The organism is Pseudopedobacter sp., from assembly GCF_040392825.1.
In the GTDB taxonomy this organism is placed as follows: Bacteria; Bacteroidota; Bacteroidia; order Sphingobacteriales; family Sphingobacteriaceae; genus Pseudopedobacter.
This window is the reverse complement of sequence record NZ_JBEBVH010000019.1, coordinates 1-26,258: the sequence shown is the minus strand read 5'-3', so window position 1 is coordinate 26,258 and position 26,258 is coordinate 1. Positions and strand designations below refer to the sequence as shown.

The following is a 26,258-nucleotide window of genomic DNA, read 5'->3' as shown; positions in this document are numbered from 1 at the left end:
CCCGAAGAAGGTCCATACAAGCTATTGATAAAACTGGGAAATCTAACGCTAATTCTTCAGTTCTTTACATATACATTAGAGACAACAAGTTAATGCAGAAACCATTCCTGGTCTCGTCCTGCTGAGTGTATTAATGCATCCCATCATAAAGTCATACGCTTTATATAGGGTTATTCCCTCTGGTCAGAATTACGCAATGATGCTAATTTTCTAGTTAAACAGAATATTAATTGAGCAGAGAAAATAAAAAAGCCAAAATCAAAATAGATTTTGGCTTTCATATATCTTTCTATTATCCTTACTTTATCAATTTATTGTTATCATCTGGAAACACCAATAAAGGCATATAAGATTTAGCCTCTTCTTTTTCCATATGCGCATAGGACATAATAATTAATATATCTCCTACTTGCGCCAAACGGGCACAGGAACCATTTAAACACACTGTTCCGGAACCTCGCTCTCCTTTAATCACATAAGTTTCGAAGCGAGCTCCATTATTATTGTTTACCACCTGAACTTTTTCATTTGGTATTATATCGGCAGCTTCTATTAAATCTTCATCAATAGTAATACTACCTACATAATTCAATTCAGCTTGTGTTACACGAACTCTATGAATTTTTGACTTCAACACTTCTATTACCATGACACAAATTTAAGGAATACAATTAAAAATAAAGTTATGGGATTATCATATTATCTATCAGCCTAACTTTGCCTACAAAGCAGGCAACTAAAGCAATTGCTCCATTCGGTGATTTCTCTTGCAACAGATCTAAGCTTTCTTTATCGCAAATCTTAACATACTCCAGGTTCAATAATGGATTCTTTTCAAAAAAACGGGCTGCATTCTGCTGAAGCTCTTGTAAAGAAAGTTCGGTATAATGCTGTTTTATATATTCCAAAGCTTTATATAAGACAACTGAAATATCTCTTTCTTCTTTATTCAATCTTACATTTCTGGAGCTCATAGCTAAACCGTCTGGTTCCCTTACAATATCACAAAGCTGCAATTTTATATGTAATGCCAGATCTTTGACCATTTTACTGATTACCAAAAATTGCTGATAGTCTTTCTGTCCGAAAAAGGCGATATCCGGATTTACTGCCTTAAAGAGTTTATAAACGATCTGGGTGACGCCTTTATAATGACCGGGACGGAGTTCCCCTTCCAGTTTGGTGTCTAAATCTCCGACTTCATAATCCCAAACTTCGTGATCTTTGTACATTTCTTCAACTTCCGGATTAAACAATATATCGCATCCGGCTGATTCCAGTTTTCTGATATCTTCCTCAATAGGTTTTGGATAGTTTACTAAATCTTCTTGATTATCGAACTGGGTTGGATTAACGAATATGCTGGCTACAGTAATATTAGCCCTCTTTTTAGATTCGCCAATCAAAGATAAATGGCCCTGGTGTAAAGCTCCCATAGTTGGCACCAGGCCTATACTTAAACCTTTACTCTTAAGCTGGTTAATTTCCCGGACTAACTCGACTTTAGTATTAAGTATTTTCAATTTTTTTTTAGGGGGCTAAGTTGTAAATTTTGTAACACATTACAAAGGCATTTGTGTAAATGATTGATTATATTTAATATAATGCTTATCTTTGCACTAGAAATTTATTTTTTTTCGACAAAAACTTAGAAGATTAGGAGATGGGAAAAACAAAGCTTTTGTTCATTACTCATGAAATGTCGCCGTTTCTAGAACTAACAAAAATCTCAGAAATTACCAGACAGTTACCACAAGCCATGCAAGACAAAGGATTAGAAATAAGGATTCTTATGCCTCGTTTTGGTAACATCAATGAAAGAAGGAACAGATTGCATGAAGTAATAAGATTATCAGGGATGAATATTGTGATTGCGGAAAATGATAATCCATTAATTATTAAAGTAGCTTCTATCCCTGCTGCAAGAATGCAGGTATATTTTTTAGATAACGAAGATTATTTCCAGCGTAAGCATGTTTTCAATGATGCGAAAGGCAAATTCTACGAAGACAATGATGAAAGAACAATATTCTTCTGTAAAGGAGCTTTAGAAACTGTAAAAAAATTAGGCTGGTCTCCGGATGTAGTACATTGTCATGGTTGGATGACCTCTTTGGTTCCAGCTTATTTAAGAACGATTTATAAAGACGACCCAACTTTCAAAGACGCTAAAATTATATACTCTGTATATGAAGATTCATTTAGCGAGTCTTTAGGGAAAGACTTTGCAGCAAAAGCGGTAATGAAAGGAATGCAACATGATGATGTAACCTCTTATACAGACGCAACTGTAACAGCAATTAATAAAGCTGCAATAGAATATTCTGATGCGGTAGTTTATGGTGCAGAAAATCTAAATGAAGACGTGTTAAATTTTGTTAAAAAATCGGAAAAACCAATTTTAGATTACAATTCTTCTTTGGATTACGAAAATTATTACAATTTTTATCAAGAAATTGCGTCAGATGATTTAGTCTCTGCGACCGTTTAAAAATTTTAGATCGTTCTGTTAATGAAATTGAAAAATATAGACTTATTGACCCTGTTAATAAGTCTTTTTGCTTTAAGCAGCTGTAATAATCCAGATGGTATAGGTTTAGATATTGAACCAGATATCTTATTGAATTCCAGTATTGTTGACTCCAGTACAGTATTCACCAAACTCATTAAAGAAGACAGCGTTGCGAGTAACTATACCGAAAGGAGTGTTCTGGCTTATATGAAAGATGATGAATTTGGTGAAACAACTTCAAATATTGTCTTTGCTTTAACATTGCCGTCAAGCAACGTTTCATTCGGTACGAATCCAATTCTGGATTCGGCGGTTCTGGTAATGTCTTATTCCAGCAGTTCTCCCTTATATGGAGATAGCCTGAAATACAAAGTAAATGTTAATCAGCTTAACGAAACTTTGTATAGCGCAACAAAGCAAAAGGTATTCTATACGAATAAAGAATGGAATGTAAATGCTGCAATTGTGGGTTCGAAGGAGTTTTTCCCTGCATATAATGACAGCCTGAATATTAATTTATATGGTCATCAGGATTCCATCGTAAAAATAGCTCCTCAACTCAGAATACCCTTAAATAATCAATTCGTTGTAGACAATATACTGAGCCTGGACTCCGCAACGTTATCCACTAGTCAGCTTTTTGCAAACCACTTTAAAGGCTTACGTTTATCTATAGATAAAATTTCTGCACCAGCAAATGGCGGAGCCATTTCTCTGGATACTTATACAGAAGGAGCTTCACGTTTAGAGATTTATTACAGGTATACCAATTCTGAAGACAAACAAGATACCACCAGTATTTCATTTCCTATAGCAGGTAGCTCAGGTACTGCTGCTACAGAGGTAAAATGGGAAAATACCGGAACTCCTGCCCGAACAACATTAGATAATCCAGCTAAAAATCACGAGAAGTTATATTTAAAAGGTTTAGCAGGAACCAAGATTAAAGTAGAGTTCCCTTACCTGGACAGTCTTAAGAGACTGGGAAAAAATCTTGCAATTAACCGGGCTGAGTTAATCTTTACAGCAGAGGAACCGCAGCAAACTTCATTAACACCTCTGTCTGCGCTTAGGATTTATAGTTGGGATTTAGCACATCAACCTGCATTGATTCCGGATGAAAATCCATCAGATGCCAGATATTTAGGCGCAGGATATGTAGGCGGCGTATACAATTCTACTAAGAAAATTTACGTCATTAATGTCACTGGTTACATTCAGGATTTATTCAGAAAGAAACATCCAAACTATGGAACCTATATCACCACGTATGATTTTTATGGCAGAACCGGCAGATTAAATGCTCCGGGAAGATCTGTACTTTTAGGTGGTGCCAGCAGTTCTCCTGATAAAGTAAAACTTAAGATTTATTATTCCGACTTAAAATAATCAACACATTTAAATACAATATTTTGTAGTTTAGTCCCACCAAACTACAAAATATTAATCTATGTGTGGAATAGTCGGATATATAGGGAGCCGAGAGGCCTTTCCTATAGTAATTAAAGGACTACACAGACTAGAATATCGTGGATATGACAGTGCTGGGGTAGCCCTCATGAACAACCAAAACTCGCTAAACATCTACAAAAAGGCGGGAAAAGTAAAAGACCTTGAAGATTTTGTTGCAGGGAAAGACGTTACGGGAAGCATCGGTATGGGACATACCAGATGGGCTACCCACGGAGAACCCAGCGACAGAAATTCGCATCCTCATCAATCCGGAAACGAAAGATTAGCAATAATTCATAATGGAATTATTGAAAACTATGGCCCTCTTAAAGAAGAGTTAATTTCAAGAGGACATGTCTTTAAGAGTGATACAGACACAGAAGTATTGATTCATTTAATTGAAGACATTCAAACTCAGGAAAATCTTTCGCTTCAGGAATCTGTAAGAGTTGCCTTACATCAGGTTATCGGTGCTTTTGCTATCGTAATTATGGATAAAGATAATCCTGCAGAGCTTATAGCAGCCAGAAAAGGGAGTCCAATGGTAATTGGTGTAGGAAAAAATGAATATTTTATAGCTTCCGACGCCACTCCAATTGTAGAGTACACTAAAAACGTAATCTATTTAAATGATAACGAAATTGCGTACTTAAAAAGAGATGAACTGCTTATAAAAAGTATCGACAATATCGTTCAAACCCCTTATATACAGGAATTGGAACTAAAGCTGGAAATGCTTGAAAAAGGCGGTTACGATCACTTCATGCTAAAAGAGATTTACGAACAACCGCGTTCTATTTACGACAGCATGAGAGGCCGTATTTATCCTCTTGAAGGAAAAGTACAATTAGGCGGTTTAGTTGAATATTCAGAAAAACTCAGGAATGCCAACAGGATTATCATTGTCGCCTGCGGCACGTCATGGCATGCAGGTTTAGTGGGGGAATATTTGATAGAAGAATTTGCCCGGCTTCCGGTAGAAGTTGAGTATGCTTCTGAGTTCAGGTATAGAAATCCTGTTATTTACGAAAACGACATCGTTATTGCCATATCTCAATCTGGTGAAACTGCCGATACTATGGCAGCTATTGAACTGGCAAAAGAAAAAGGCGCTACGTTACTAGGAATTTGTAACGTGGTAGGTTCGTCCATACCAAGATTGACACATGGCGGTGCGTATACTCACGCGGGGCCGGAAATAGGCGTAGCCTCTACCAAAGCATTTACGGCCCAGGTCACTGTACTTACTCTAATAGCCTTGTACATTGCCCAGATTAAAGGTTCCATTTCTCAAAGTAAGCTTATTTCTTTATTAACTGAATTGGAAACTATTCCGTCATTAGTAGAAGAGGCTTTAAAAACTAATGAGCAGATTATTGAAATAGCTAAAGGATTAAAAGATTCCAGAAATTGTATTTTCTTAGGTAGAGGAACCGGATTCCCTGTAGCTTTAGAAGGCGCTCTAAAGCTAAAAGAGATATCTTATATTCACGCCGAGGGTTATCCTGCCGCAGAAATGAAACATGGGCCAATTGCTCTTATTGATGAAGAAATGCCTGTAATCGTAATTGCTACGAAAAATTCATCTTATGAAAAGGTAATTTCCAACATTCAGGAAGTAAAGGCAAGAAAAGGTAGAGTAGTAGCTATCGTGACCGAAGGTGACACCGAAGTAACTGCAATGGCAGATTATACGATAGAAATTCCGCATGCAGATGAAGCCTTCTTACCATTATTAGCGACAATTCCGCTACAATTGATTTCCTATCACATTGCTGTTATGCGAGGATGTAATGTCGATCAGCCTCGAAATCTGGCAAAATCTGTTACAGTAGAATAAATCTATTGTATTGTCAATATTTGATAATAAAGGAGCATATAGCCTATGCTCCTTTATTTTTACAATAGTTTTTATCTATATTTATCGGCATGACTATAGTCCAACTTGAATATATCGTAGCGGTAGACACTTATAAAAGTTTTGTTAAAGCTGCTGAAAAATGCTTTGTCACACAGCCTACGCTGAGTATGCAGGTACAAAAACTGGAAGAAATACTGGATATTAAGATATTTGATAGAACAAAACAACCTATCATACCCACAGAAATTGGAGCAGAAGTAATTACGCAAGCCAGAAAGGTATTACAGGAATCCTATAAAATTAATGAAATCATCAATGAGCGTAAAGATGAGATAAGCGGAGAACTTCGAATTGGTGTAATTCCTACTATTGCTCCATTCTTATTACCTAAAGTTCTGGGCAAGTTTATGGAGAAATATCCAAAAGTAAAGCTCTATGTCTCGGAACTGACTACGGAGAATATAATTAGTAAATTAAAAAATGGCCTGTTAGATTGCGGTATATTAGCAACACCTTTGGATGAACCAGCTATTGTGGAGCGGCCTGTATACTATGAGAACTTTGTAGCATATATCTCGGAAGAGAGTTCTTTATTCCCGAGAAGGACACTGGAACTGACAGATTTAAATATTGACGAGCTATGGCTGCTAAATGAAGGGCATTGCTTAAGAAATCAGGTACTAAATATTTGTCAGCGTAAAAAATCGGAAGGGCAAAATTTAGAATACAATACCGGAAGTATTGAGACTCTAATCAGAATGGTAGATCTTAACCAGGGAATGACTATTCTACCTGAGTTAAGCCTACAGGATTTCTCTGTAGAGCAATTAGACAAAGTACGGTATTTTAAAACACCGCAACCAAGTCGGGAAATCAGTATCGTTACCCATGCAAGTTTCATCAAGAAAAGAACAATCGACGCATTAGAAAATGAAATTTTAGAAAGTGTTCCAAATAGTATGCGTTCAAAAAACAAAAAATCTATAGTTGCTATTTAACAACTGTAAAACAAGATATTAGCTATTAAAAAAATAACGAAATCGTTTACGTAAAAACACAAATACGGCTTTTGTTTTAGCTAAGCTATTTAATAACTTTAGGGTTTTAACTATTTAACTAAAAAACAATATCATAAAAATGAAGCGACCACTTATCTCCATTCTGAACTCAAGTACTTTCGGAAAACACTTTTCGGATCATATTGCCACTCTGGAATCATTCGCTGATCTAAAACATATCACCGTTCCTGCAGACATTAATGCTGATGACTTAGCGAAAGAACTTAAAGATTCTGATGGAATTATAGCGAGTGTTACTCCTAAAATTCCCAGGGGAACATTAGAACAATGTAAAAATCTGGTTTTATTAGTTCGTCATGGCATCGGGTGCGATAACGTTGACCTGGAAGCTGCTACAGAGCTCGGCATAATGGTATCCAGAGTAGAGGGTATTGTAGAGAAAGAAGCTGTCGCTGAGTATGCTGTATCGTTACTACTGGCAGGAGCAAGAAAAGTAGTACAGGGGGCACAAGCTGTAAAAAATAGTGCCTGGTCTACACGTTCTGGAATGATAGGGATAGAATTGAAGGGAAAAACTATCGGCATTATAGGCTTGGGTAATATTGGTTCTCGCAGTGCAGAAATCTTATCTAAAGGTTTTGGGGCAAATGTGGTTGCATCTGATCCTTATATTGCCAAAGAAAGATTTGCTGAATTTGGTGCTAAAGAAGTTCCTTTAGATGAATTGATAAGAGAATCAAGTGCGATATTATTTCATTGCCCGCTTACAGACGAAACCAAAAGAATGTTGGGACAGGCTCAATTTGACAGCATGAAAAAAGGTACTGTATTGGTGAATACCTGCCGTGGTGAACTGGTAAACGAAGATGCTTTATGTAATGCTTTGGAAAACGGTTCCTTAGGCGCTTATGCGACTGACGTAGTGGAAGGGGAACCTATTGACGGTAATCATAGACTAACAAAATTAGATAATGCAATCATTACCCCGCACTTAGGTGGATACAGCTGGGAATCTCTTCATGGAATGGGCCAAACCTGTGTTGATGATTCTGTATCTGTTTTTCAAAAAAATGGAGTTCCGGGAAGAATGGCTAATCCCGAGGTTTTACAGAAAGAACACAGAAGAGTATGGCAATAGCATTAACCATCGATTTGGGCACTACCAACCTCAAAGTTGGTTTAGTAAACGAAGATGGTGAAATTCTTAATTTACGCTCCGTAGCTGTACCTGTTGTTACAAGTACAGCCGGCGGAGCCGAACATAATCCGGAAGAGCTTAAAAAGCTTATTCTTTCTCTTAGCAAAGAGCTACTTGCTGGCGGCATTGCCGACGAGGTTAAATATATTGTAAGTTCTACTTATCAGTTTGGCCTCATGTTGCTTGATGAACAGAAGAAACCGGTTACCGGTCTTACATTGCTCACAGATATTCGCTCTCAGAGAACATTCAATGCATTCCTCGACACGTATTCTGACGTAGACTTATATGCCCTGACAGGCTGTCCACTGATGAGCCCCTACCTGTTGGCCCGTCTGTTCTATTTCTCAACTAAAGAAAAGGAAGTCCTTCAAAAAGCTAAATATTTTACAGATAGCAAGGCATTTTTGTTTGAATGGCTAACAGGTGAGTTTGCCACTGACCTGAGTACGGCTGCTGCTACCCAAATATATAATATACACCAGGAAACATGGGATAACTTTCTCCTAAGCCGCATAGGTTTATCTGCAACTCAATTTCCCGAAATAAAAGATGGTACCAACTATTTAAGCTCTTTAAAAGAAAACCTGCGACAGGAATTGGGCCTGAAACAAGGAGTAAAAGTTTTATTAGGTGTATATGATGGTGCTGCGTTAGCTGTTGGTTTAGGCGCATTAAAGCCGGGAGTTGGAATAATAAACGTTGGTACATCTGCTATGCTAAGAGTACCCGGAACTATTCCTGCATTTGATAAAAGCGACAATAAACGCATTCAACCATACGCATTAAACGAACACACGTTCTTAAATGGGGGCGCGCTTAACAACGCTGCATTACCTATAAATTGGCTGCGCAACAGCCTGTTTGATGTAGATATACAAGATACCAATATGCTGCATATCGGCACTGACGCTCCGCTACTTTGTTTCCCCTATTTAACCAGCGAAAGAGATTCTAAAACAGGCCCTTACGCTTCTGGTGTTTTCTTTGGTTTACGCCAGTATCATAGCAAAACAGATATGGCCCGGTCTGTGCTGGAAGGTGTAGCTTATTCTATGCGTTATCTTTACGATGCATTAAAGGAAAACAACTTACAAATTAGCGAATTACGCATGGGAGGCGGGGGCACACAGATAAAACCCTGGCCGCAGATTTTTGCTAACGTTTTAGGATTACCCATAAATATCCCTTCTGGAGAACAGGTCGCCTTGGTTGGAAGTGCCATGCTTGCCTTTGTAGCAGATGGACGGTATCAGGATATTACAATCCTCGACGAGCAAATGAATAAAAGCAATATCAGTATATATCCTGACGAAAAAGTGGTTCCGATTCACGATCAACGGTATCAATTCTTTAAAAAGGTTCGCGAAACATTGGCTCCTTTGTATAAAGAACATGCAACATTGACATTGTAATAGGATAAATAATTAAAAAAAGAAGGCTTCCGGAGTAAATTCCCGAAGCCTTCTTTTTATTCGATTAGTTTGTTTACTCCTTATTTAAAAGAATATAATCAGTCATAATCTTTACAGATTCTGATTGGATAAAATCAAATTTATCCTCTTTAGGTTTCGCTTCTACTTTAGCTCCATCTTCCTCTTTAGTTTTAGAGTCATTTTTCACTATAGGCTCTAAACCCCTGTAAACCCTTCTTTCGTTCTCTTTAGCCAGATTCTTGGCCTCCTGTTCATCACGTTGCTTTTTTAGGTCTGCTTCATTCAAAGGAAGTGGTTTTTCTTTATCCATGTCCTTAAACTCCTCTATATCCTGCAACAAAAACTGATATTCCTTATTAGTTTTCATTCTGGCATCGTGTGTTGCTTTTAATGCTTGAATTTTAGCAGAAAGATCTTCTACCTTTGCGTAATTGCTGCTTTTTATTTCATCCCAAGGCAATGCAGATGGTTCGGAACTCTCGCCATATTTATCTGCCGGAAAAATAGTTGGAAACTCAATATCGGGGGTAACACCTTTATGTTGAGTGGAGCTTCCGCTGATACGGTAGAATTTACCTGTTGTCAGGTTTATCTGACCTCCTTTATCTCCTAACGTTGGATTTATTCTCGACATTGGCAATGCAGACTGCACCGTTCCTTTACCATAAGTTGTATTGCCAATAATAATTCCCCGCCCATAGTCCTGGATGGCTCCGGCAAAGATTTCAGACGCAGAAGCACTGAATCTGTCTACAATAACTCCTAACGGGCCATTCCAAGCTATTCCTTCGTCTTCATCTCTATTTACTTCTACTCGGTTTCTAAGATCCCTTACCTGAACCACAGGTCCAGATTTAATGAACAAACCTGTTAGCTCAATAGCTTCCAATAAGGAACCTCCTCCATTTGTTCTTAAATCAATGATTACACCATCAACATTTTCTTTTTTCAGACTATCCAGAATAATTCTCACATCCCTGGTTGTAGATTTATAATTTCTGTCTCCAGACTGCATCGCTTTCCAATCCGCATAAAAAGCAGGAATTTCTATAACTCCATATTTATACGTTTTTCCTCCTCTAACCTCTGTTTTGATCACTTTTTTTGCAGATTGATCTTCCAGAATAATCTTTTCACGAACCATAGATACAATCTTCGGCGTTGCAGACATATCCTGATCTTTAGACAATATCTTCAATCTTACAATTGTGCCTTTACTTCCTCTGATTAAGGCTATGGCATTATCAAGCCTCCAACCGATAACGTCAACAAACTCGCCATCTTTTCCCTGAGCTACTCCAATAATCTTATCATCAATTTTTAGCTGTTTACTCTTATCTGCAGGGCCCCCGGTAACAACACTTTTGATGGTTACAAACTCGTTTTCCATAGCCAGAGTAGCACCTATACCTTCCAGCGATCTCGCCATATCGATATTAAAATTAGCAGCATTGCTAGGATTATAGTAATTAGTATGCGGATCTACCGAATCGGTAAAAGCAGTCATAAATAGCTGGAATACGTCCTGTCCATTAATTTTATTAGCTTGCGAAATCAGGTTTTCGTAACGCTTTTTTAATGTAGTTTTTATTTCTGTCGGCTCCTTCTTCGCAAGTTTCAGATTCAGAAAATCGTATTTAACTTTCTTTGTCCAGTACGCATCGCTCTCTTTAAGATCTTTAAAATAAGCTTTCTTTTCGCGACTAAAAACATATTCGTCCTTCTTCGAAAAATCAAAATCTCCTTTAGTCAAATAATTAACAGAGAAATTCTGTCTTTCATTATACCTTTTCTGGTACACATTGAAAATATAGAAAGGTGCTGATAAATCTCCCGCTTTTAAATCGTTATCCAGTTGGAATCTAAAAGCTTCGAATTCCTTAATGTCTTCATCCAAAAAATAAATTCTATTCGGATCCAGGTTTTTGATATATCTGTCAAATATCAGATTGGATATGGAATCATTTAAATTAACTTTCTTGTAAGTGTACGATGTTAAAAGTTCAGAAATATCTTTCGCAATCACACCTTGTTGCGGATCTGGCTTAAGATTATTAGATCCTGCAACTTCTTTGTCTATACGGGGCGTGGCGGTACATGAAATGGCCAATGCAATTAACAACCCCGAGAATACTTTCTTTAACATATATTTAAATTTTCCGAACCTTGTGTAGGAGGTATACATCTAAACGTAATTTATCTAAAAATAATGCCTAAAACTAAACAAAAATTAGCGAACAATAGATTTAAAGAATAACTGTTTAATAAGATTTTCGTTTTTTTATTGTAAAAAGATATAGGGAATTATCTTAAAATTTCTGATAATTAGAAACATTTAAAATGCTAAATATTTTAGTCTTTTTGTTAACTTTATCCGATTTGATAATTTTTGAGCTTTGATAACTAGAGAACCTTTAGCAGAAAGAATGCGTCCAAAAACTTTGGATGAATATACGGGTCAAAAACATCTTGTTGGGCAGGGAGCTGTTTTACGGAAAGCAATTGACAGCGGCAATATTCCAAGTATGATTTTTTGGGGGCCTCCGGGTGTTGGAAAAACAACGCTTTCTTTCATTATAGCAGAATCTCAGGATAGACCTTTTTTCTCTTTAAGCGCCATTAATTCGGGCGTTAAAGATGTTAGAGACGTTATTGAAAAAGCCAAAATGTACAAAAAAGCCGGACACCCTATTCCGGTCTTATTTATAGACGAGATCCATCGTTTTTCTAAATCTCAGCAAGATTCTTTACTGGGTGCAGTAGAACGCGGTTATGTTACTTTAATTGGTGCAACTACCGAAAACCCTTCATTTGAAGTAATATCAGCATTACTATCCAGGTGTCAGGTTTACATTTTGGAGAACCTGAGCGAAGATGATTTATTGGGATTGTTAAACAGGGCCATAGCCATAGACCCTATTCTCCAGGAAAAGAAGATTACATTGAAAGAGACCGAAGCTTTGCTGAGGTTATCTGGCGGAGATGGCAGAAAATTACTCAACATTTTTGAATTGCTTGTTAATGCCGCTCCGGGAGATGAAGTGGAGATTACCAATGAATTTGTATTGGCCAATGTTCAGCAACATATGGCATTATACGACAAAGCTGGTGAACAACACTATGACATTATTTCGGCTTTCATTAAATCTATTCGGGGAAGCGACCCTAATGCTGCTGTTTACTGGCTAGCCAGAATGATTGAAGGTGGAGAAGATCCTTCTTTCATCGCCAGAAGACTACTAATTTTAGCATCAGAAGATATTGGAAATGCGAATCCAAATGCACTATTATTGGCAAATAATTGTTTTCAGGCAGTTAATGTTATTGGTTTTCCTGAATCAAGGATTATTTTATCACAAACGGTGACTTACCTGGCAAGCTCGGCAAAAAGCAATGCCGCTTATGAAGCCATTAATCAGGCTCAGGCTTTGGTTAAACAAACAGGAGATTTGCCGGTTCCGCTCCATTTACGAAATGCTCCGACTAAATTGATGAAAGATATTGGTTATGGAGAGGAGTATAAATATGCTCATGCATATGAAGGAAATTTTGTAGATCAAGAGTTTTTCCCTCAAAAATTAAGTGGAACGACTTTATATAAACCTCAGAAGAATCCGGCTGAGTTAAAGATTTTGGAAAGATTGAAAAGTTTATGGCAGAGAAGGTATAAATACTGATTTTTCAACCGTCTTTTAACCATAAAGATGTAGAGACAAGCGCGAAGTTTGAAAAGAGACGTTTATAGTTTAACTGAATATTTCACAAAAAGAAAGGACACAAAGTTCTTGTGCTTTGTGTCCTTTATGATTTCTTAGCGCCCTTTACGGTTAAAAATTCAATTATTGAAATAAAGGCAACGCTTTTTCTATCCTTTTTATAGTTTCTGCTCTTCCTAAAGCTAAAGCAATATCAAAAACCTGAGGGCCAAATTTTCCCCCCACCAGCATAATTCTGAAAGGCAGCATCACTTCGCCTATCTTTAACCCCTTGTCTGCTGCTAATTGCTTAAATTCTGCTTCCAAAGCCACAGCATCTGCAAATTCGCCAGCTTCGATCTGATGAATATATGCTTCAAAAAAAGCAGTTTTGTCTGAGTTCCATTTTGGTTTCACAGCGTCTACATCATAATTTTGTGGCGCCTCGAAGAAGAAAGCAGCTTGCTGATAGAAATCCGGTAATAAGATGCAGCGTTCTTTCACCATATCGATAACCTGGATCAAATGTTCTTCATTGGTTTGAATACCTTTAGCATCAAATACGTCTTTTACGTAAGGGTATAAACTTTTGGCCGAAGATTTTTTAATCCATTCTGCATTAAACCACTTTGCTTTTTCATAATCGAATTTCGCACCAGCTTTATTTACTCTTTCTAAAGAGAATTTTTCGCAAAGCTCATCTAATGAAAACAGTTCCTGATCCGTTCCGTCATTCCAACCCAACATAGCCAGCATATTCAAAAAAGCTTCCGGCAGGAAACCAACTTCTTTAAATCCTTCTGCCAATTCTTGTGTGGCCGGATCTGTCCAGTTCATAGCATATACAGGAAACCCTAAGCGTTTTCCGTCACGCTTACTTAATTTTCCATGCCCGTCTGGTTTTAAAATTAACGGTAAATGTGCCCATTCCGGCATGTCTTCTTCCCATCCCAAATATTTCCATAGAAGAATATGGATAGGAGCAGAAGGAAGCCACTCCTCTCCACGGAAAGCATGCGTTATTTTCATCAGATAATCATCAACAACAACAGCTAAGTGGTAAGTTGGCATACCATCGGCTTTTAAAAGCACTTTATCATCAACTTCATTGCTATCGAAACTAACATGGCCACGAATTAAATCTGTAAAATGAATATTCTGATCTTCAGGAACTTTTATGCGAACCACATGTGGTACATTTTGAGCCAATAATTTTTGAACTTCTTCTTCCGGAAGCGTCAGAGAGTTTCTTAACGACATTCGGGTAGATTTGTCGTATCTAAAATTTTCTATCGTATTTCTTGCATTTTCCAGTTCTTCTGGAGTATCAAAAGCGTAATAAGCATATCCATTTTTAATCAATTCTTCGGCATATTGCTTATAGATAGGTTTTCTCTCGCTTTGACGATAAGGAGCAAAATCTCCACCAATATGTGGCCCTTCATCGGGGTTTAAACCGCACCATTTTAAACAGTTAATGATATATTCCTCTGCTCCCGGAACGTAACGGGTTTGATCTGTATCTTCGATTCTTAATACAAAATCGCCGTTATTTCTTTTTGCAAATATATAGTTGAATAAAATGGTTCTAACACCGCCGATATGAAGCCCTCCTGTGGGACTTGGAGCAAACCTTACTCTTACTTTTTTGTCCATCGTGATTCCTGAAAGATTAAAAAAAGCCTTTTGGCTTTGGGATTGCAAAGTTACATTTATTAAAGTTTAATGTAAAGTACATTAAACATGAGATTTGAGACAAAAGATGTGTATGAAGAGATACACGATCTGTGACACCTGACCTCTTCAGGGATCAGAAATGAATCTCAGTTTTCAACTCCCAATCCGGGCTTCTCGCTTAAAACGTATCTCCCTTCCTGAAATTCTGGTTGTTTAAAAGGATTATTTAAGGTCATAAATGGTCCATCCAAATCGGCAAAGTCGCATAGCGGAGCCAAACTTGCACCAGCCAAAGTGGCTATACTGGTTTCACTCATACAGCCTATCAAAACACTCATATCGAGTTCCCTGGCTTTCTTTATCATTTTAAAAGCCTCATACATTCCCGCAGACTTCATCAGCTTCACATTTATTCCATGATAAATTCCATGCGCTTTTTCTACATCTGCCAAACGCTGTACCGCCTCATCTCCGATGATCGGAATTGGACTGTTTGCTGTGATATACGCATTACCATCTATATCTGCTTTGTCCATTGGCTGTTCTATCAATAAAACACCTTGTTCTTGTAACCAATAGGTCATTTCTACACCTTTTATCCGGTCTTCCCACCCCTGGTTGGCATCAACATACAAAGGCAAGTCTGTAACAGAACGAATAGTGTCTATCAATAGCTTATCAGAATCGCGGCCTAGCTTAATCTTAAGCAGTTTAAAGTTGTGAGATAATGCATCTTCTACCTTTTTAACAATTATTCCCGGGGTATCAATACCGATAGTATAAGTTGTTAATGGCATTTTCCGCGAATCGGCCTTAAATAATCTGAAACATGGGCGATTTTCTATTTTACCTGTTAAATCATGCAATGCCATATCTATCGCTGCTTTAATGGCCGGCTGCCCCGGAGCTATATCATCCAGATAGGCTATAATTTCGTCCATATCAAACGGAAAAGAAAATCTGGTAAAATCGACCTGATTAAGGAATGCGATTGCGGTATCGAAATTTTCTCCCATATAAGGAACCATAGAAGCTTCCCCTAAACCTCTAAATTCTTCATAGCGAATTTCTAACAGTAAAACAGGTGTACTGGTTCTTGAAAACTTCGCTATGTTGAAAGGAAATTTTAGTTCGAGATTTAGTAATTTGTAACTTATCTTCATGTAACTTCGTCCTAACAAATATATAATAAGATTTATATGATAAAGAAGGCCTTGTTTTATTTTATAGCCTTAGGTGTAGCGCTTCAATCTTGTAGCAGCGGAACAAAATTATTAGAAAAAGGAGACTACGACAATGCCGTTTTTACTGCTGTGAAGCGATTAAAAAGCAACGGTACACATGCAAAATCTGGACAGACACTTTCCGCAGCGTATGACCTTGCCGTTAAAAACCACTTAAGAAAAATAGAACAAGCCCGTTATTCTAATGCCGCCTTTAAATGGGATGAGATTGTTTACAACTATGAAGATTTAAATGCGTTGTCAGAAGCGATAGAAAGTTGCCCAAGCTGCCAGAACATCATACCAGATACTAAGTTTTACGACTCGGAGTTAAGTTATGCCCGCTCTCAGGCGGCAGAAGAACGGTACGCAGCAGCAGATAAACTATTAAAAGAAAAAAACAGAGAGTCGGCCAAAGTAGCTTACAGGTATTTTGAACTAGCCGATTATTTTATCCCAAATTATAAAGACGTAAAGTTAAAATTAAATGAGGCTTATTATGCTGCGGCGGTGAAAGTAATTGTGAATCCGGTAAGGGTAAACTCTAATCTTTATAAGCTGTCTAATGATTACTTTCAATCCAAACTGGATGAGTTTATGGCAAATTACGAGACGAAAAATTTCGTTATGTTTTTCAGGCCTGAGGATGCCCGGAGGCAAAAAATTCAGCCAGACCATATCATGATTTTAAGCTTTGATGATTTTGTTGTAGGACAGACCTACGTGAAAGAACGGGTTGAAGAAATTAAAAAAGAAAATGTACTTGTTGGCCACACAGATCAAAAAAGACCTGTTTATGCTACAGTAAAGGCCAGGCTTTCTATTTTCGATAAAACCATCAGCTCTGGAGGTCAGCTGGATATGACTATTTTGGACGCAAGAACAAACCGGGTTGTTAACCAGCAAAAAATGCCGGGAACTTTTGTTTGGACAGACTCATGGGCTTCTTATCGTGGTGATGAAAAAGCTTTATCTAAAGAACAACTAGCTTTATGCAGAAAAAAAGAAGTTGTGCCACCGCCACCGCAAGCTTTATTTTTAGAGTTTACGAAGCCAATTTATAATCAGGCTACATCGGCAATTACGAGATTTTATAATCAATATTAAGATGCAGAAAGCTAAACGTGAAAAGCTCAAAGTTCTTTTATAATTTATAATAGATAATAGTTTAGGATTACACAATTCCGGATCACTCATACGACGAGTTTTACCCGTTTTATCTATAAAATTAAGCTGCTTATTGGTTTTGTCAAGCGTCTGAGGGCAACATTGTCTAAATTGGTGTAATCAATGAAAATGCCTATTATTAAAAAATCAATAAAATCCCCCTCCACACTACAATTTTTTTAAATTTGGAATTCGTTGCTCTTTTGCGGCGCATAAAACAATATCAAATGAAAAAACTCTTTCTTTTAGACGGAATGGCTTTGATTTACAGAGCTCATTTTGCGTTAAGCAAAAACCCAAGATTTACATCTACAGGAATTAATACTTCTGCTGTAATGGGTTTTGCGAATACTTTATTAGAAGTTCTAAAAAAAGAGACCCCTACTCACATGGCAGTAGTATTTGATACCGAAGCACCAACGGAAAGACATACGGGTTTCGAAGCTTACAAAGCCAACAGGCAGGCTATGCCGGAAGACTTAGCTGTCGCTTTGCCTTATGTCAAGAAATTGATTGAAGGATTTAATATTCCGGTAATCACTTCTGATGGCTATGAAGCCGATGACGTGATTGGAACCTTAGCGAAACAAGCAGAAAAAGTAGGTTATACTGTTTATTGTATGACTCCGGATAAAGACTTCGCACAACTGGTTTCGGAGAATATTTTTATCTATAAACCAGCCAGAATGGGTAACGAGATGGAAATTTTAGGCGTTAAAGAGGTTTTAGAGAAATGGGAAATTGAACATGTGCATCAGGTAATAGACATTTTAGGGCTCTGGGGCGACGCAGTAGATAATATTCCGGGCATCCCGGGAATTGGGGAAAAAACAGCGAAAGCTTTAGTCAAACAATTCGGATCGGTAGAAGAAATTATCGCAAACAGCGACCAGCTTAAAGGCAAGCAAAGAGAAAATGTAGAGAATTTTGCCGAACAAGGTATCTTATCTAAGCGGTTGGCGACTATATTATTAGACGCACCAGTTGAATTTCATGAAGAAGATTTTCTAATTAAAGAACCTTCTAAAGATATGCTGGAGCCTCTTTTTGCAGAATTAGAGTTCAGAACACTTGGGAAACGGGTTTTCGGAGAATCTTTTAGCGTAGCAGAAGCAAGGCCAACCAACGGACAAATGGATCTTTTTGGAAATATTTCGGAAAGCAATCAGCCTGTTCAAAAACCGTCAGTTGTAAATGATATTATTCCCGGAAAGAATATCAGCAATACACCTCATAATTACATCTTAATAGATAATCTGGACGATTTAAAAAAGCTGGCCGAGACTTTACTTCAGCAGAAAGCAGTTTCTATGGATACAGAAACGACTGGTTTGGATGCCAATAATGCTGAATTAGTAGGTTTGTCTTTTGCTTACATTCCTGGAGAAGCATATTACATTGCAGTTCCAAAAGAAGAGCAAGGCATTTTGAAATTTTTAGAAGTACTTCGCCCATTTCTGGAAAGTGAAAGCATTAGAAAAATTGGCCAGAACCTTAAATACGATTTCATCATTCTAAAATGGTATGGAATTAACCTCAAAGGTGAATTCTTTGACACCATGCTGGCACATTATCTTTTAGATCCGGATACAAGGCATAACATGGATGTCTTATCCGAGAATTATTTAGGTTATACACCTATCTCTATTACAGAGTTAATTGGTAAAGGGAAAAACCAATTAAATATGCGTGACATTGAAATTACCAGGATAACCGACTATGCCGCAGAAGATGCCGATGTAACCTTACAGCTCCAACAAGTTTTTGAGCCGCTTTTAATTGATGCAAAAGCAGAGAAATTAGCCAGAGAAATTGAAAACCCATTAATTAACGTTCTGGGCGATATGGAAAAGGAGGGAGTTAAAATTGATGTGGAACAATTGGTTAAGTTTTCCCGAGAGCTGCAGCATGATATAGCAAAACTGGAGCAAACAGTTTATGAAAAGGCTGGACATCATTTTAATATAGCCTCTCCGAAACAGCTGGGAGAGGTGTTATTTGATAAGCTTCAATTAGATCCTAAAGCTAAAAAAACAAAAACAGGCCAGTATCAAACTGGTGAAGATGTTCTTTTGGCATTAGCCAGTAAATCAGACATTGTAAGAGATATTCTGGATTTCAGACAGCTGCAAAAACTGAAGTCTACCTATGTAGATGCACTTCCCTTAATGATTAACCCTAAAACAGGCCGTGTCCATACTTCATATAATCAGGCTGTTGCAGCGACAGGAAGACTAAGTTCCAACAATCCAAACTTACAGAATATTCCTATCCGTACCGAGAAAGGGCGAGAAGTAAGAAAGGCTTTTATTCCAAGAGACGAAAATCACATTTTGCTTTCTGCCGATTATTCTCAGATAGAATTAAGGATTATTGCTGAAATCAGTAAAGAAGAAAATATGTTGGATGCATTTTCTAAAGGTTTAGACATCCACACAGCCACTGCTGCCAAAGTTTATGGTGTGGCTTTGGAAGAAGTAACATCCGATCAAAGAAGAAATGCCAAAGCGGTTAATTTCGGCATCATTTATGGGCAATCTGCTTTCGGCTTGTCTCAGACATTGGGAATTCCAAGAAAAGAAGCTGCAGAAATTATTGAGAATTATTTTATCCAATATAGCGGTATAAAAAATTACATGTCTGATACCATGAACTTCGCCCGTGAAAACGGATATGTAGAAACGATTATGGGAAGAAGAAGATATCTGAGAGATATTAACTCTGCAAACGCAACAGTTAGGGGCTTTGCCGAACGAAATGCTATTAATGCACCAATACAAGGTTCTGCGGCAGATATGATTAAAATTGCAATGCTGAATATCCACAAAGATCTTACTGATAAAAAACTGCAGTCTAAAATGACTATGCAGGTACATGACGAATTGGTTTTTGATGTTTTAATTTCTGAAAAAGACGCTGTAAAGGAAATTATTATGGATAGAATGAAAAATGCTATTAAAACCTCAGTTCCTATTGTGGTTGAAATTGGCGAAGGTTTGAACTGGTTAGAAGCCCATTAATTTAATTTTATGCTTTCTATATTAAATACAGCTCCTGTTGCTGCGGTTATTTTCGCAATTACCATCGCATTAAGTATATACACGTTTAACAAGCCAAATATTTTCGGCAAATTAATGTTGCATCCATATAGCGTGTCACGTGGTAAAAATATCTATCAGGTATTGACAAACGGTTTTATTCATAAAGATTGGAGCCATTTGCTATTCAATATGCTTTCTTTCTATTTCTTTGCCTTTAATTTAGAACGGATTATTGGGCATTGGCAGTTTGCATTGCTTTATCTGGGTAGCTTAATACTTTGTGATTTGCCTTCTATTCAAAAGCATAAAAATCATTATGGATATCATAGTCTGGGTGCATCCGGAGCTGTCTGCGCCGTAGTATTTAGCTCTATATTGTTTTTCCCTTTTAGTTCGCTGATTATTTTCCCAATTCCATTACCCATTCCAGCCATCTTATACGGAATTATATTTTTAGCCTATACAAGTTATGCCGGAAAAAGATCCAGTGATGGTATTAATCACGACGCTCATTTTTTTGGTGCCATTGCGGGAATAATCATCACTATTTTATTGTATCCACAGGTTATCTCGCATTTCCTGGGAGAAATTGGAAGTATTTTTTAGCGAACCATCGAATATTTAACAAAGGTTAAAAACAAGCAGACACTTTAAAATACACATTTGTGTGTGTTTTTGCGGACTCTTTGTCTTAGCGCTCTAGATTAATACTCGTTGCATTTACAAAATCTCCATTATCATCAAACAAGTAACTTATCGGTTTCTCCGGATTTTTGATAATCTCCAGCAACAGAAAGCCCCATTTTTTCCAGAAATTTTCCAGCACCTGTCCATATGTTTTGTTCTGCCAATCGTCAAATAGTGGTTTAGAATTCATTCCACGTAAAGGAGAAGCATCCAAATATACCCCATCAGGAGTTGGCATAATGTGATATTCTGGCAGACGGTTAAAAAGATAAGCCGAATAATAAATCTTTCCACAGAGCTCTTCAAATTGAATAGGATGCAATTTTTTTCCTTGTATTTTATTCCAGACTTCTTCATGATAGACTTTATTCACACCGTTATCTTGAAGACAAAGAATAATCCCAAAATCGTTCATTCTCAAAGAAAAAGTTAGGGTATTGATTTCGTCACGATAAGAAAATTCATTCTCTAAATTATCTACCGGACAAATAAAAATACTCCAGGGTTTAAATCCGTCAAAATGAATTGGCTTAATCACAGACTGCAACATGGCATGCAACATACCAAACTTATGAACTAACCCCTGCGACATATGAAATCCTTCGCCGTTTCTGCTTTGCGAAACAATCGCAGATTGTATCTCTCTGAATATAATCCCATAAACCGTTTTTGCTGTCCATTGAAAAAGTTTCAATTCATCTAATTGACAGACTTTTTCATATCCTCCAAGAAAAGCATTCTCTATAGCCTTTTCTAAATCCTCAAAAGTCTCTTTAACTACTGCAGAACAAGGAACATCAATATCAGCATAGCTCAGCATACTTTCATCCAGCATTTTAAACGGACGTTCATTCAGTTGGTATCTTTTTATTAACCAATCACCAAAAACGTTCATTTTCTCAGATGTCGACCCTAACTTCTCGCCACTTAAAAAACAATGACTGTTGTCGAAAGACATATTGGCAAAAGGCTGATATAGATTTGGTTCCATGGCCCAAAAGTACACAAGCATTTTTACAATCTGCGAAAAGTAAAAATCATGTTTTTGTAATACCTGACTCTGTTATAATATGTATTTTTGTTGAAATTGAATAAAGCATTGGATTACAGCGAGCAGAAATCTATCTACACCTTACAATTTTCTTTACTGTGTTTAAGTTCTTTCCTCTTTTCGGCAAGCTTTAACATGTTGATTCCCGAGTTACCATCATATTTGAGCAGTTTAGGCGGAGCAGAACATAAAGGTTTAATCATTGCCCTTTTTACACTTACCGCGGGCATCTCGAGACCATTCAGCGGAAAGCTTACCGATAAAATCGGGCGTGTTCCTGTTATGGCAGTGGGCTCTTTAGTCTGTTTTGTCTGCGGATTTCTTTATCCAGTTTTAGCCAGCGTTTCAGGATTTTTATTTTTGAGATTGATTCATGGCTTTTCTACAGGTTTTAAACCTACCGCCACCGCAGCTTATATTGCAGACATTATTCCTAAAAACAGATGGGGCGAAGCGATGGGATTTCATGGCTTATGCTTTTCTATCGGGATGGCCATTGGACCAGCTATCGGAAGCAGTATTACACTATATTTTTCAATAAACACCTTGTTTTATATCTCTTCTTTATTTGCCTTTCTTTCCATCGCTATTATTTTTAACATGAAAGAGACTTTAAAGGTAAAACAAAAGTTTAGTCCTGCCGTTTTGAAGATTGGAAAAAACGAAATCATTAATAAGCAAGCGCTGCCTGTATTTTGGGTAACACTTTTCAGCTATGTAAGCTACGGAACACTGATTACGCTTATTCCGGATTGGAGCGAATCTATAGGTATACAAAACAAAGGATTATTCTTTATGGTATTCACCATTGCTTCTATTTGTGTTAGACTTTTGGCGGGAAAGGTCGCCGACCGCTATGGACGAATTCCGGTGCTTATAGTTTCTTTAGTTTTACTTTGTATTTCTATTGTTTGGATGGCTGCCTGGCAAACTTCAACAGGCTTATTAACCGGATCTGTCATCTATGGTTTTGCAACTGGAACTTTTTCTCCTGCAATTTCTGCCTGGGCTGTAGATTTAAGTGATGAAGATAAAAGGGGAAAATCTATAGCAACAATGTACATTGCTTTGGAAGCAGGAATTGGTTTAGGGGCTTTTTTTGCCGGTTATTTCTTTCAGGATGTACTGCAAAGAATACCCTATATTTTTTATGGAGCAGGTGCTGCAAACTTGCTTGCATTATGCTATCTTCTTAACTATAAAAGGGACAAATTAAAATTTATCAATAAATAGAATCTTTAATTACAGATGAAAAAATCGGTTTTAATATTATTCTTCTCTTATATCGCATTAACAAGTTACGCTCAGAAAAGGCAATCTTTCATTGACCAGCTAAATAAAAGCAACGCCTGGGTAGATTCTGTATATAAATCGTTATCTAATAAAGAGAAAATAGGCCAACTGTTTATGCTAAGGGCCCATTCTGATAAAGACAGAGCATATGCTGATAAAGTTGCCAAACAAATAAAAGAAAATAATGTGGGCGGATTGGTATTTTTTCAGGGCGGACCAGTAAGGCAAGCCATTCTGACGAATGAATATCAAAAGCTTGTAGATGTTCCGCTCATGATCGCTATGGATGCTGAATGGGGTTTAGGGATGCGTTTAGACAGCACAATTTCGTACCCTTACCAGATGACATTGGGTGCTATACAGAACAATCAGCTAATATATAATATGGGCGAACAAGTTGCAAAGGACTTCAAACGAATAGGAATGCATATTAATTTCGCCCCAACTGTTGATGTGAACAACAATGCCAACAATCCTGTAATTAACTACCGTTCATTTGGAGAGAACAAATACAACGTTGCTGATAAGGGAATTGCCTACATGAAAGGAATGCAGGACAACGGTATTTTTACTACTGCCAAGCACTTTCCCGGACACGGAGATACAGATGTAGATTCACATTACGATTTGCCAAAACTTCCTTTTACCAGAGCCCGACTGGATACTTTAGAAATGTATCCTTTCAAAAAATTAATGGCCAACGGGGCAACCGGAATTATGGTTGGGCATATGAATATTCCGTCTTTAGACCCTACTCCAAATCTTTCTTCTTCACTTTCAAGACCTATTGTTACAGGGATTTTAAAAAACGATTTTGGCTTTAAAGGCCTGGTAGTATCAGATGCAATGGAAATGAAGGGGGCGATTAAATACTTCCCGAACGGCCAGGCTGATGTTAAAGCTTTATTTGCCGGATTAGACGTAATCGAACTTTCAGAAGATACAGAAAGAGCTATAAAAATGCTGCGAAAAGCAATCAGACATAAAGAAATACCAGTAAAAGAAGTGGAAGAAAAGGTAAAGAAAGTCCTGGCTGCAAAATATTGGATGGGGTTGAATAGTAAAAAAGAAGTTAGTCTGACAAACTTATACAATGATCTGAACAGAAGTGAATCCAAAGCATTAATTCAGCAATTGGCAGATGCTTCGGTTACGGTATTAAAAGGAACCAATGCTTTTCCTCTAAGAAATGATTTTGTTAGAAAAACAGTTATTTTAAATATTGGATCTGGGTCCAATACAACATTCTCTAATACGCTAAAGAAAATTAAACCAGGTGCTACAGTTATCAATATTCCTAAAACCATTAACGAGGTTGAGTTAGGTATTATCCGAAATAACATGAAGCAATATGACCAAATTATTATGGCAATTATAGATAGCAGATTGCGACCGGCAAGCAAGCTAGATTATAGTGTCCACCTCACTCAATTTATATCAGAGTTTTCTACTAAAAATACCATTGCGGCCTTATTTGCCAACCCATACACCATTGCCGGAATACCGGGCTTTGAAAAATCAGCATCTATAGTTGTTGGTTATCAAAATATGCCGGAAATACAATTATCAGCCGCAAAAGTTGTTTTGGGTACACATAAAGCCAGTGGCAGGTTGCCGGTAAGCATAAATGCCTTTTTTAAATATGGAGATGGGATTCAGATGAAGTAAAATCTCAATATCCACGTTTTCGAAAGATTTTACTACAAATAGTGTTTTATTATCATTATTCGGGTAACCGCATAAAACATTTATTGACAATGGACTATATTAGAATTTAAACTCTTACTAATTTCATTAATGGTTCAAAAGAATATAATGCAGCTCTTCTTCCGGCTGCTTCCTCTTTGGGGAAAAGGAAACCTTTCTCTACAAGCTTTTTAATAATAGTAGCTGCAGAAGCAGATGGAATTCCTGTATTATGTACAAATTTATTACTTCTGAATACTGGATAAGTAAAAATAAAATCCAGTATTGTTAGATTCCATTTTGAAGATAAAATTTCTGAAAACTCCTGTTTAAGGTTTTCATATAGGTTTCTGATATTCTCCGCTATTTGTAAGTTTAAAATTGCTTGTTTTTCAACCGCAATTAGAAAAAACTTAATCCATTCATTCCAATTTCCTGTTTTTGAAACCTCTCTCATTGCTTCTATATACGTATCTTTATTATCTTCAAAATAGCCACTGATATAAAAATGTGGATATGATAAAATTCCAGACCGCCATAGAAGAAGCGTAATAAGCATTCTGCCAATTCTACCATTTCCATCTTGAAAGGGGTGTAAAGCTTCAAATTCCAAGTGCATTATAGCAGTTTTAATTAAAGGAGGCTCCGGACTTTTTCCAATAAACATGAATAGATTTTCCAATCCTTCCATCAATTTTTCTGGACTTATTGGCACAAACTGAATCTTCCTTTTTGCTTTATCTGCCAAGTAATTTTGTTCTCTTTTGAATTCCCCCGGCGACTTTACAGAACCACGACCCCAAAAAAGTAATTGTTGATGCATTTGTCGAATAAAATTTATTGAAAACTCATATCCATCTTCTAAAGCACTTTGCGCATTCTTTAATGCTCTTTGATACAAAATGGTTTCCACGACATCCGATCTGAAATTTAAGTTATCAGTTCCGTCATCATCAGCCTCATATTGCAATATTTCATCCATTGTACTAATTGTACCTTCTATTCTGGAAGAAAGAACTGCCTCTTGATTTCTTAATGGCGCTAATAAAATTTCATTATTATGTAGATTTTTGAGCATTTGATCAAACCTGGCCAATGCATCGGTCGCATTAATAAGCTCTTGTATAAAAAAATTATAGTTTATATTTTTTGGAGGGAAACTGCCATAATGATATTGTATGGCGTCATTTAGATTATAGTCCATATCAATTTGTTTACATCAAATAAACATAAAACAATTAACAAAACCTATTGATTCTC

Annotated in this window: 19 protein-coding genes; 12 read left to right on the top strand and 7 right to left on the bottom strand. The window is 37.1% G+C overall.

Annotated elements, in window-relative coordinates:
- Positions 1–298 precede the first annotated feature (298 nt).
- Together panD and panC are read right to left on the bottom strand one after the other, a co-directional pair.
- Complete coding sequence (gene panD, locus ABWO41_RS02575) at positions 299–649, bottom strand: aspartate 1-decarboxylase (RefSeq protein ID WP_353132967.1); 351 nt, start codon at positions 647–649, stop codon at positions 299–301.
- 34 nt (positions 650–683) lie between these two features.
- Positions 684–1,523, bottom strand: coding sequence for a pantoate--beta-alanine ligase (gene panC, locus ABWO41_RS02570; protein ID WP_353132964.1), 840 nt, complete (start codon positions 1,521–1,523; stop codon positions 684–686).
- A 140-nt stretch (positions 1,524–1,663) separates the two neighbouring features.
- On the opposite strand from panC, the gene ABWO41_RS02565 reads away from it, so the two are divergent.
- From ABWO41_RS02565 to ABWO41_RS02540, 6 genes are all read left to right on the top strand, one after another.
- Positions 1,664–2,491, top strand: a complete 828-nt coding sequence (locus ABWO41_RS02565) for a glycogen/starch synthase (protein WP_353132961.1) — start codon at positions 1,664–1,666, stop codon at positions 2,489–2,491.
- Positions 2,492–2,512: 21 nt separating this feature from the next.
- Entirely contained in the window at positions 2,513–3,901 is a 1,389-nt protein-coding gene (locus ABWO41_RS02560) for a DUF4270 domain-containing protein (RefSeq protein WP_353132958.1), read from the top strand.
- A 61-nt stretch (positions 3,902–3,962) separates the two neighbouring features.
- The gene (glmS, locus tag ABWO41_RS02555; RefSeq protein WP_353132955.1) at positions 3,963–5,804 is read left to right on the top strand and encodes a glutamine--fructose-6-phosphate transaminase (isomerizing); all 1,842 of its coding nucleotides are present in this window, start codon (positions 3,963–3,965) and stop codon (positions 5,802–5,804) included.
- Positions 5,805–5,893: 89 nt separating this feature from the next.
- Positions 5,894–6,823 carry a hydrogen peroxide-inducible genes activator gene (locus ABWO41_RS02550; RefSeq protein WP_353132952.1) on the top strand — a complete coding sequence of 310 codons (930 nt, stop codon included), beginning with the start codon at positions 5,894–5,896 and terminating at the stop codon, positions 6,821–6,823.
- A 139-nt stretch (positions 6,824–6,962) separates the two neighbouring features.
- On the top strand, positions 6,963–7,982 hold the full coding sequence (locus ABWO41_RS02545; protein WP_353132949.1) for an NAD(P)-dependent oxidoreductase: 1,020 nt from the start codon (positions 6,963–6,965) through the stop codon (positions 7,980–7,982).
- Positions 7,973–9,457, top strand: a complete 1,485-nt coding sequence (locus tag ABWO41_RS02540) for a gluconokinase (protein ID WP_353132946.1) — start codon at positions 7,973–7,975, stop codon at positions 9,455–9,457. The genes ABWO41_RS02545 and ABWO41_RS02540 overlap by 10 nt, the downstream gene beginning before the upstream one ends.
- A gap of 73 nt (positions 9,458–9,530) precedes the next feature.
- Here the strand turns inward: ABWO41_RS02540 and ABWO41_RS02535 are convergent, their stop codons facing one another.
- On the bottom strand, positions 9,531–11,624 hold the full coding sequence (locus ABWO41_RS02535; protein WP_353132943.1) for a carboxy terminal-processing peptidase: 2,094 nt from the start codon (positions 11,622–11,624) through the stop codon (positions 9,531–9,533).
- A 250-nt stretch (positions 11,625–11,874) separates the two neighbouring features.
- On the opposite strand from ABWO41_RS02535, the gene ABWO41_RS02530 reads away from it, so the two are divergent.
- Positions 11,875–13,155, top strand: a complete 1,281-nt coding sequence (locus ABWO41_RS02530) for a replication-associated recombination protein A (protein ID WP_353132940.1) — start codon at positions 11,875–11,877, stop codon at positions 13,153–13,155.
- Positions 13,156–13,317: 162 nt separating this feature from the next.
- Here the strand turns inward: ABWO41_RS02530 and gltX are convergent, their stop codons facing one another.
- Together gltX and ABWO41_RS02520 are read right to left on the bottom strand one after the other, a co-directional pair.
- Positions 13,318–14,829, bottom strand: a complete 1,512-nt coding sequence (gene gltX, locus ABWO41_RS02525) for a glutamate--tRNA ligase (protein ID WP_353132937.1) — start codon at positions 14,827–14,829, stop codon at positions 13,318–13,320.
- A gap of 167 nt (positions 14,830–14,996) precedes the next feature.
- A complete protein-coding gene (locus tag ABWO41_RS02520) occupies positions 14,997–16,013 on the bottom strand; it encodes a dipeptide epimerase (protein WP_353132934.1) in 1,017 nt (338 codons plus the stop codon).
- Positions 16,014–16,049: 36 nt separating this feature from the next.
- On the opposite strand from ABWO41_RS02520, the gene ABWO41_RS02515 reads away from it, so the two are divergent.
- From ABWO41_RS02515 to ABWO41_RS02505, 3 genes are all read left to right on the top strand, one after another.
- Positions 16,050–17,180, top strand: coding sequence for a hypothetical protein (locus ABWO41_RS02515; RefSeq protein ID WP_353132931.1), 1,131 nt, complete (start codon positions 16,050–16,052; stop codon positions 17,178–17,180).
- Between the two features lie 287 nt (positions 17,181–17,467).
- On the top strand, positions 17,468–20,260 hold the full coding sequence (polA, locus tag ABWO41_RS02510) for a DNA polymerase I (protein ID WP_353132928.1): 2,793 nt from the start codon (positions 17,468–17,470) through the stop codon (positions 20,258–20,260).
- A 9-nt stretch (positions 20,261–20,269) separates the two neighbouring features.
- The gene (locus ABWO41_RS02505) at positions 20,270–20,887 is read left to right on the top strand and encodes a rhomboid family intramembrane serine protease (protein ID WP_353132925.1); all 618 of its coding nucleotides are present in this window, start codon (positions 20,270–20,272) and stop codon (positions 20,885–20,887) included.
- Between the two features lie 85 nt (positions 20,888–20,972).
- On the opposite strand, the gene ABWO41_RS02500 is transcribed toward ABWO41_RS02505, so the two are convergent.
- Complete coding sequence (locus tag ABWO41_RS02500; RefSeq protein ID WP_353132922.1) at positions 20,973–21,959, bottom strand: hypothetical protein; 987 nt, start codon at positions 21,957–21,959, stop codon at positions 20,973–20,975.
- A 90-nt stretch (positions 21,960–22,049) separates the two neighbouring features.
- On the opposite strand from ABWO41_RS02500, the gene ABWO41_RS02495 reads away from it, so the two are divergent.
- Positions 22,050–23,252, top strand: a complete 1,203-nt coding sequence (locus ABWO41_RS02495) for an MFS transporter (RefSeq protein WP_502945626.1) — start codon at positions 22,050–22,052, stop codon at positions 23,250–23,252.
- Between the two features lie 15 nt (positions 23,253–23,267).
- Entirely contained in the window at positions 23,268–24,980 is a 1,713-nt protein-coding gene (locus ABWO41_RS02490; protein WP_353132919.1) for a glycoside hydrolase family 3 protein, read from the top strand.
- Between the two features lie 106 nt (positions 24,981–25,086).
- Here the strand turns inward: ABWO41_RS02490 and ABWO41_RS02485 are convergent, their stop codons facing one another.
- Positions 25,087–26,202, bottom strand: coding sequence for a Fic family protein (locus ABWO41_RS02485; protein ID WP_353132916.1), 1,116 nt, complete (start codon positions 26,200–26,202; stop codon positions 25,087–25,089).
- Positions 26,203–26,258 lie beyond the last annotated feature (56 nt).

What these genes read in the sequence shown, in the direction of transcription:
- panD (WP_353132967.1), bottom strand. Translation starts at nt 649, where the DNA reads ATGGTAATAGAAGTGTTGAAGTCAAAAATTCATAGAGTTCGTGTAACA.
- ABWO41_RS02565 (WP_353132961.1), top strand. Translation starts at nt 1,664, where the DNA reads ATGGGAAAAACAAAGCTTTTGTTCATTACTCATGAAATGTCGCCGTTT.
- ABWO41_RS02560 (WP_353132958.1), top strand. Translation starts at nt 2,513, where the DNA reads ATGAAATTGAAAAATATAGACTTATTGACCCTGTTAATAAGTCTTTTT.
- glmS (WP_353132955.1), top strand. Translation starts at nt 3,963, where the DNA reads ATGTGTGGAATAGTCGGATATATAGGGAGCCGAGAGGCCTTTCCTATA.
- ABWO41_RS02550 (WP_353132952.1), top strand. Translation starts at nt 5,894, where the DNA reads ATGACTATAGTCCAACTTGAATATATCGTAGCGGTAGACACTTATAAA.
- ABWO41_RS02545 (WP_353132949.1), top strand. Translation starts at nt 6,963, where the DNA reads ATGAAGCGACCACTTATCTCCATTCTGAACTCAAGTACTTTCGGAAAA.
- ABWO41_RS02540 (WP_353132946.1), top strand. Translation starts at nt 7,973, where the DNA reads ATGGCAATAGCATTAACCATCGATTTGGGCACTACCAACCTCAAAGTT.
- ABWO41_RS02535 (WP_353132943.1), bottom strand. Translation starts at nt 11,624, where the DNA reads ATGTTAAAGAAAGTATTCTCGGGGTTGTTAATTGCATTGGCCATTTCA.
- gltX (WP_353132937.1), bottom strand. Translation starts at nt 14,829, where the DNA reads ATGGACAAAAAAGTAAGAGTAAGGTTTGCTCCAAGTCCCACAGGAGGG.
- ABWO41_RS02520 (WP_353132934.1), bottom strand. Translation starts at nt 16,013, where the DNA reads ATGAAGATAAGTTACAAATTACTAAATCTCGAACTAAAATTTCCTTTC.
- ABWO41_RS02515 (WP_353132931.1), top strand. Translation starts at nt 16,050, where the DNA reads ATGATAAAGAAGGCCTTGTTTTATTTTATAGCCTTAGGTGTAGCGCTT.
- polA (WP_353132928.1), top strand. Translation starts at nt 17,468, where the DNA reads ATGAAAAAACTCTTTCTTTTAGACGGAATGGCTTTGATTTACAGAGCT.
- ABWO41_RS02505 (WP_353132925.1), top strand. Translation starts at nt 20,270, where the DNA reads ATGCTTTCTATATTAAATACAGCTCCTGTTGCTGCGGTTATTTTCGCA.
- ABWO41_RS02500 (WP_353132922.1), bottom strand. Translation starts at nt 21,959, where the DNA reads ATGGAACCAAATCTATATCAGCCTTTTGCCAATATGTCTTTCGACAAC.
- ABWO41_RS02490 (WP_353132919.1), top strand. Translation starts at nt 23,268, where the DNA reads ATGAAAAAATCGGTTTTAATATTATTCTTCTCTTATATCGCATTAACA.
- ABWO41_RS02485 (WP_353132916.1), bottom strand. Translation starts at nt 26,202, where the DNA reads ATGGACTATAATCTAAATGACGCCATACAATATCATTATGGCAGTTTC.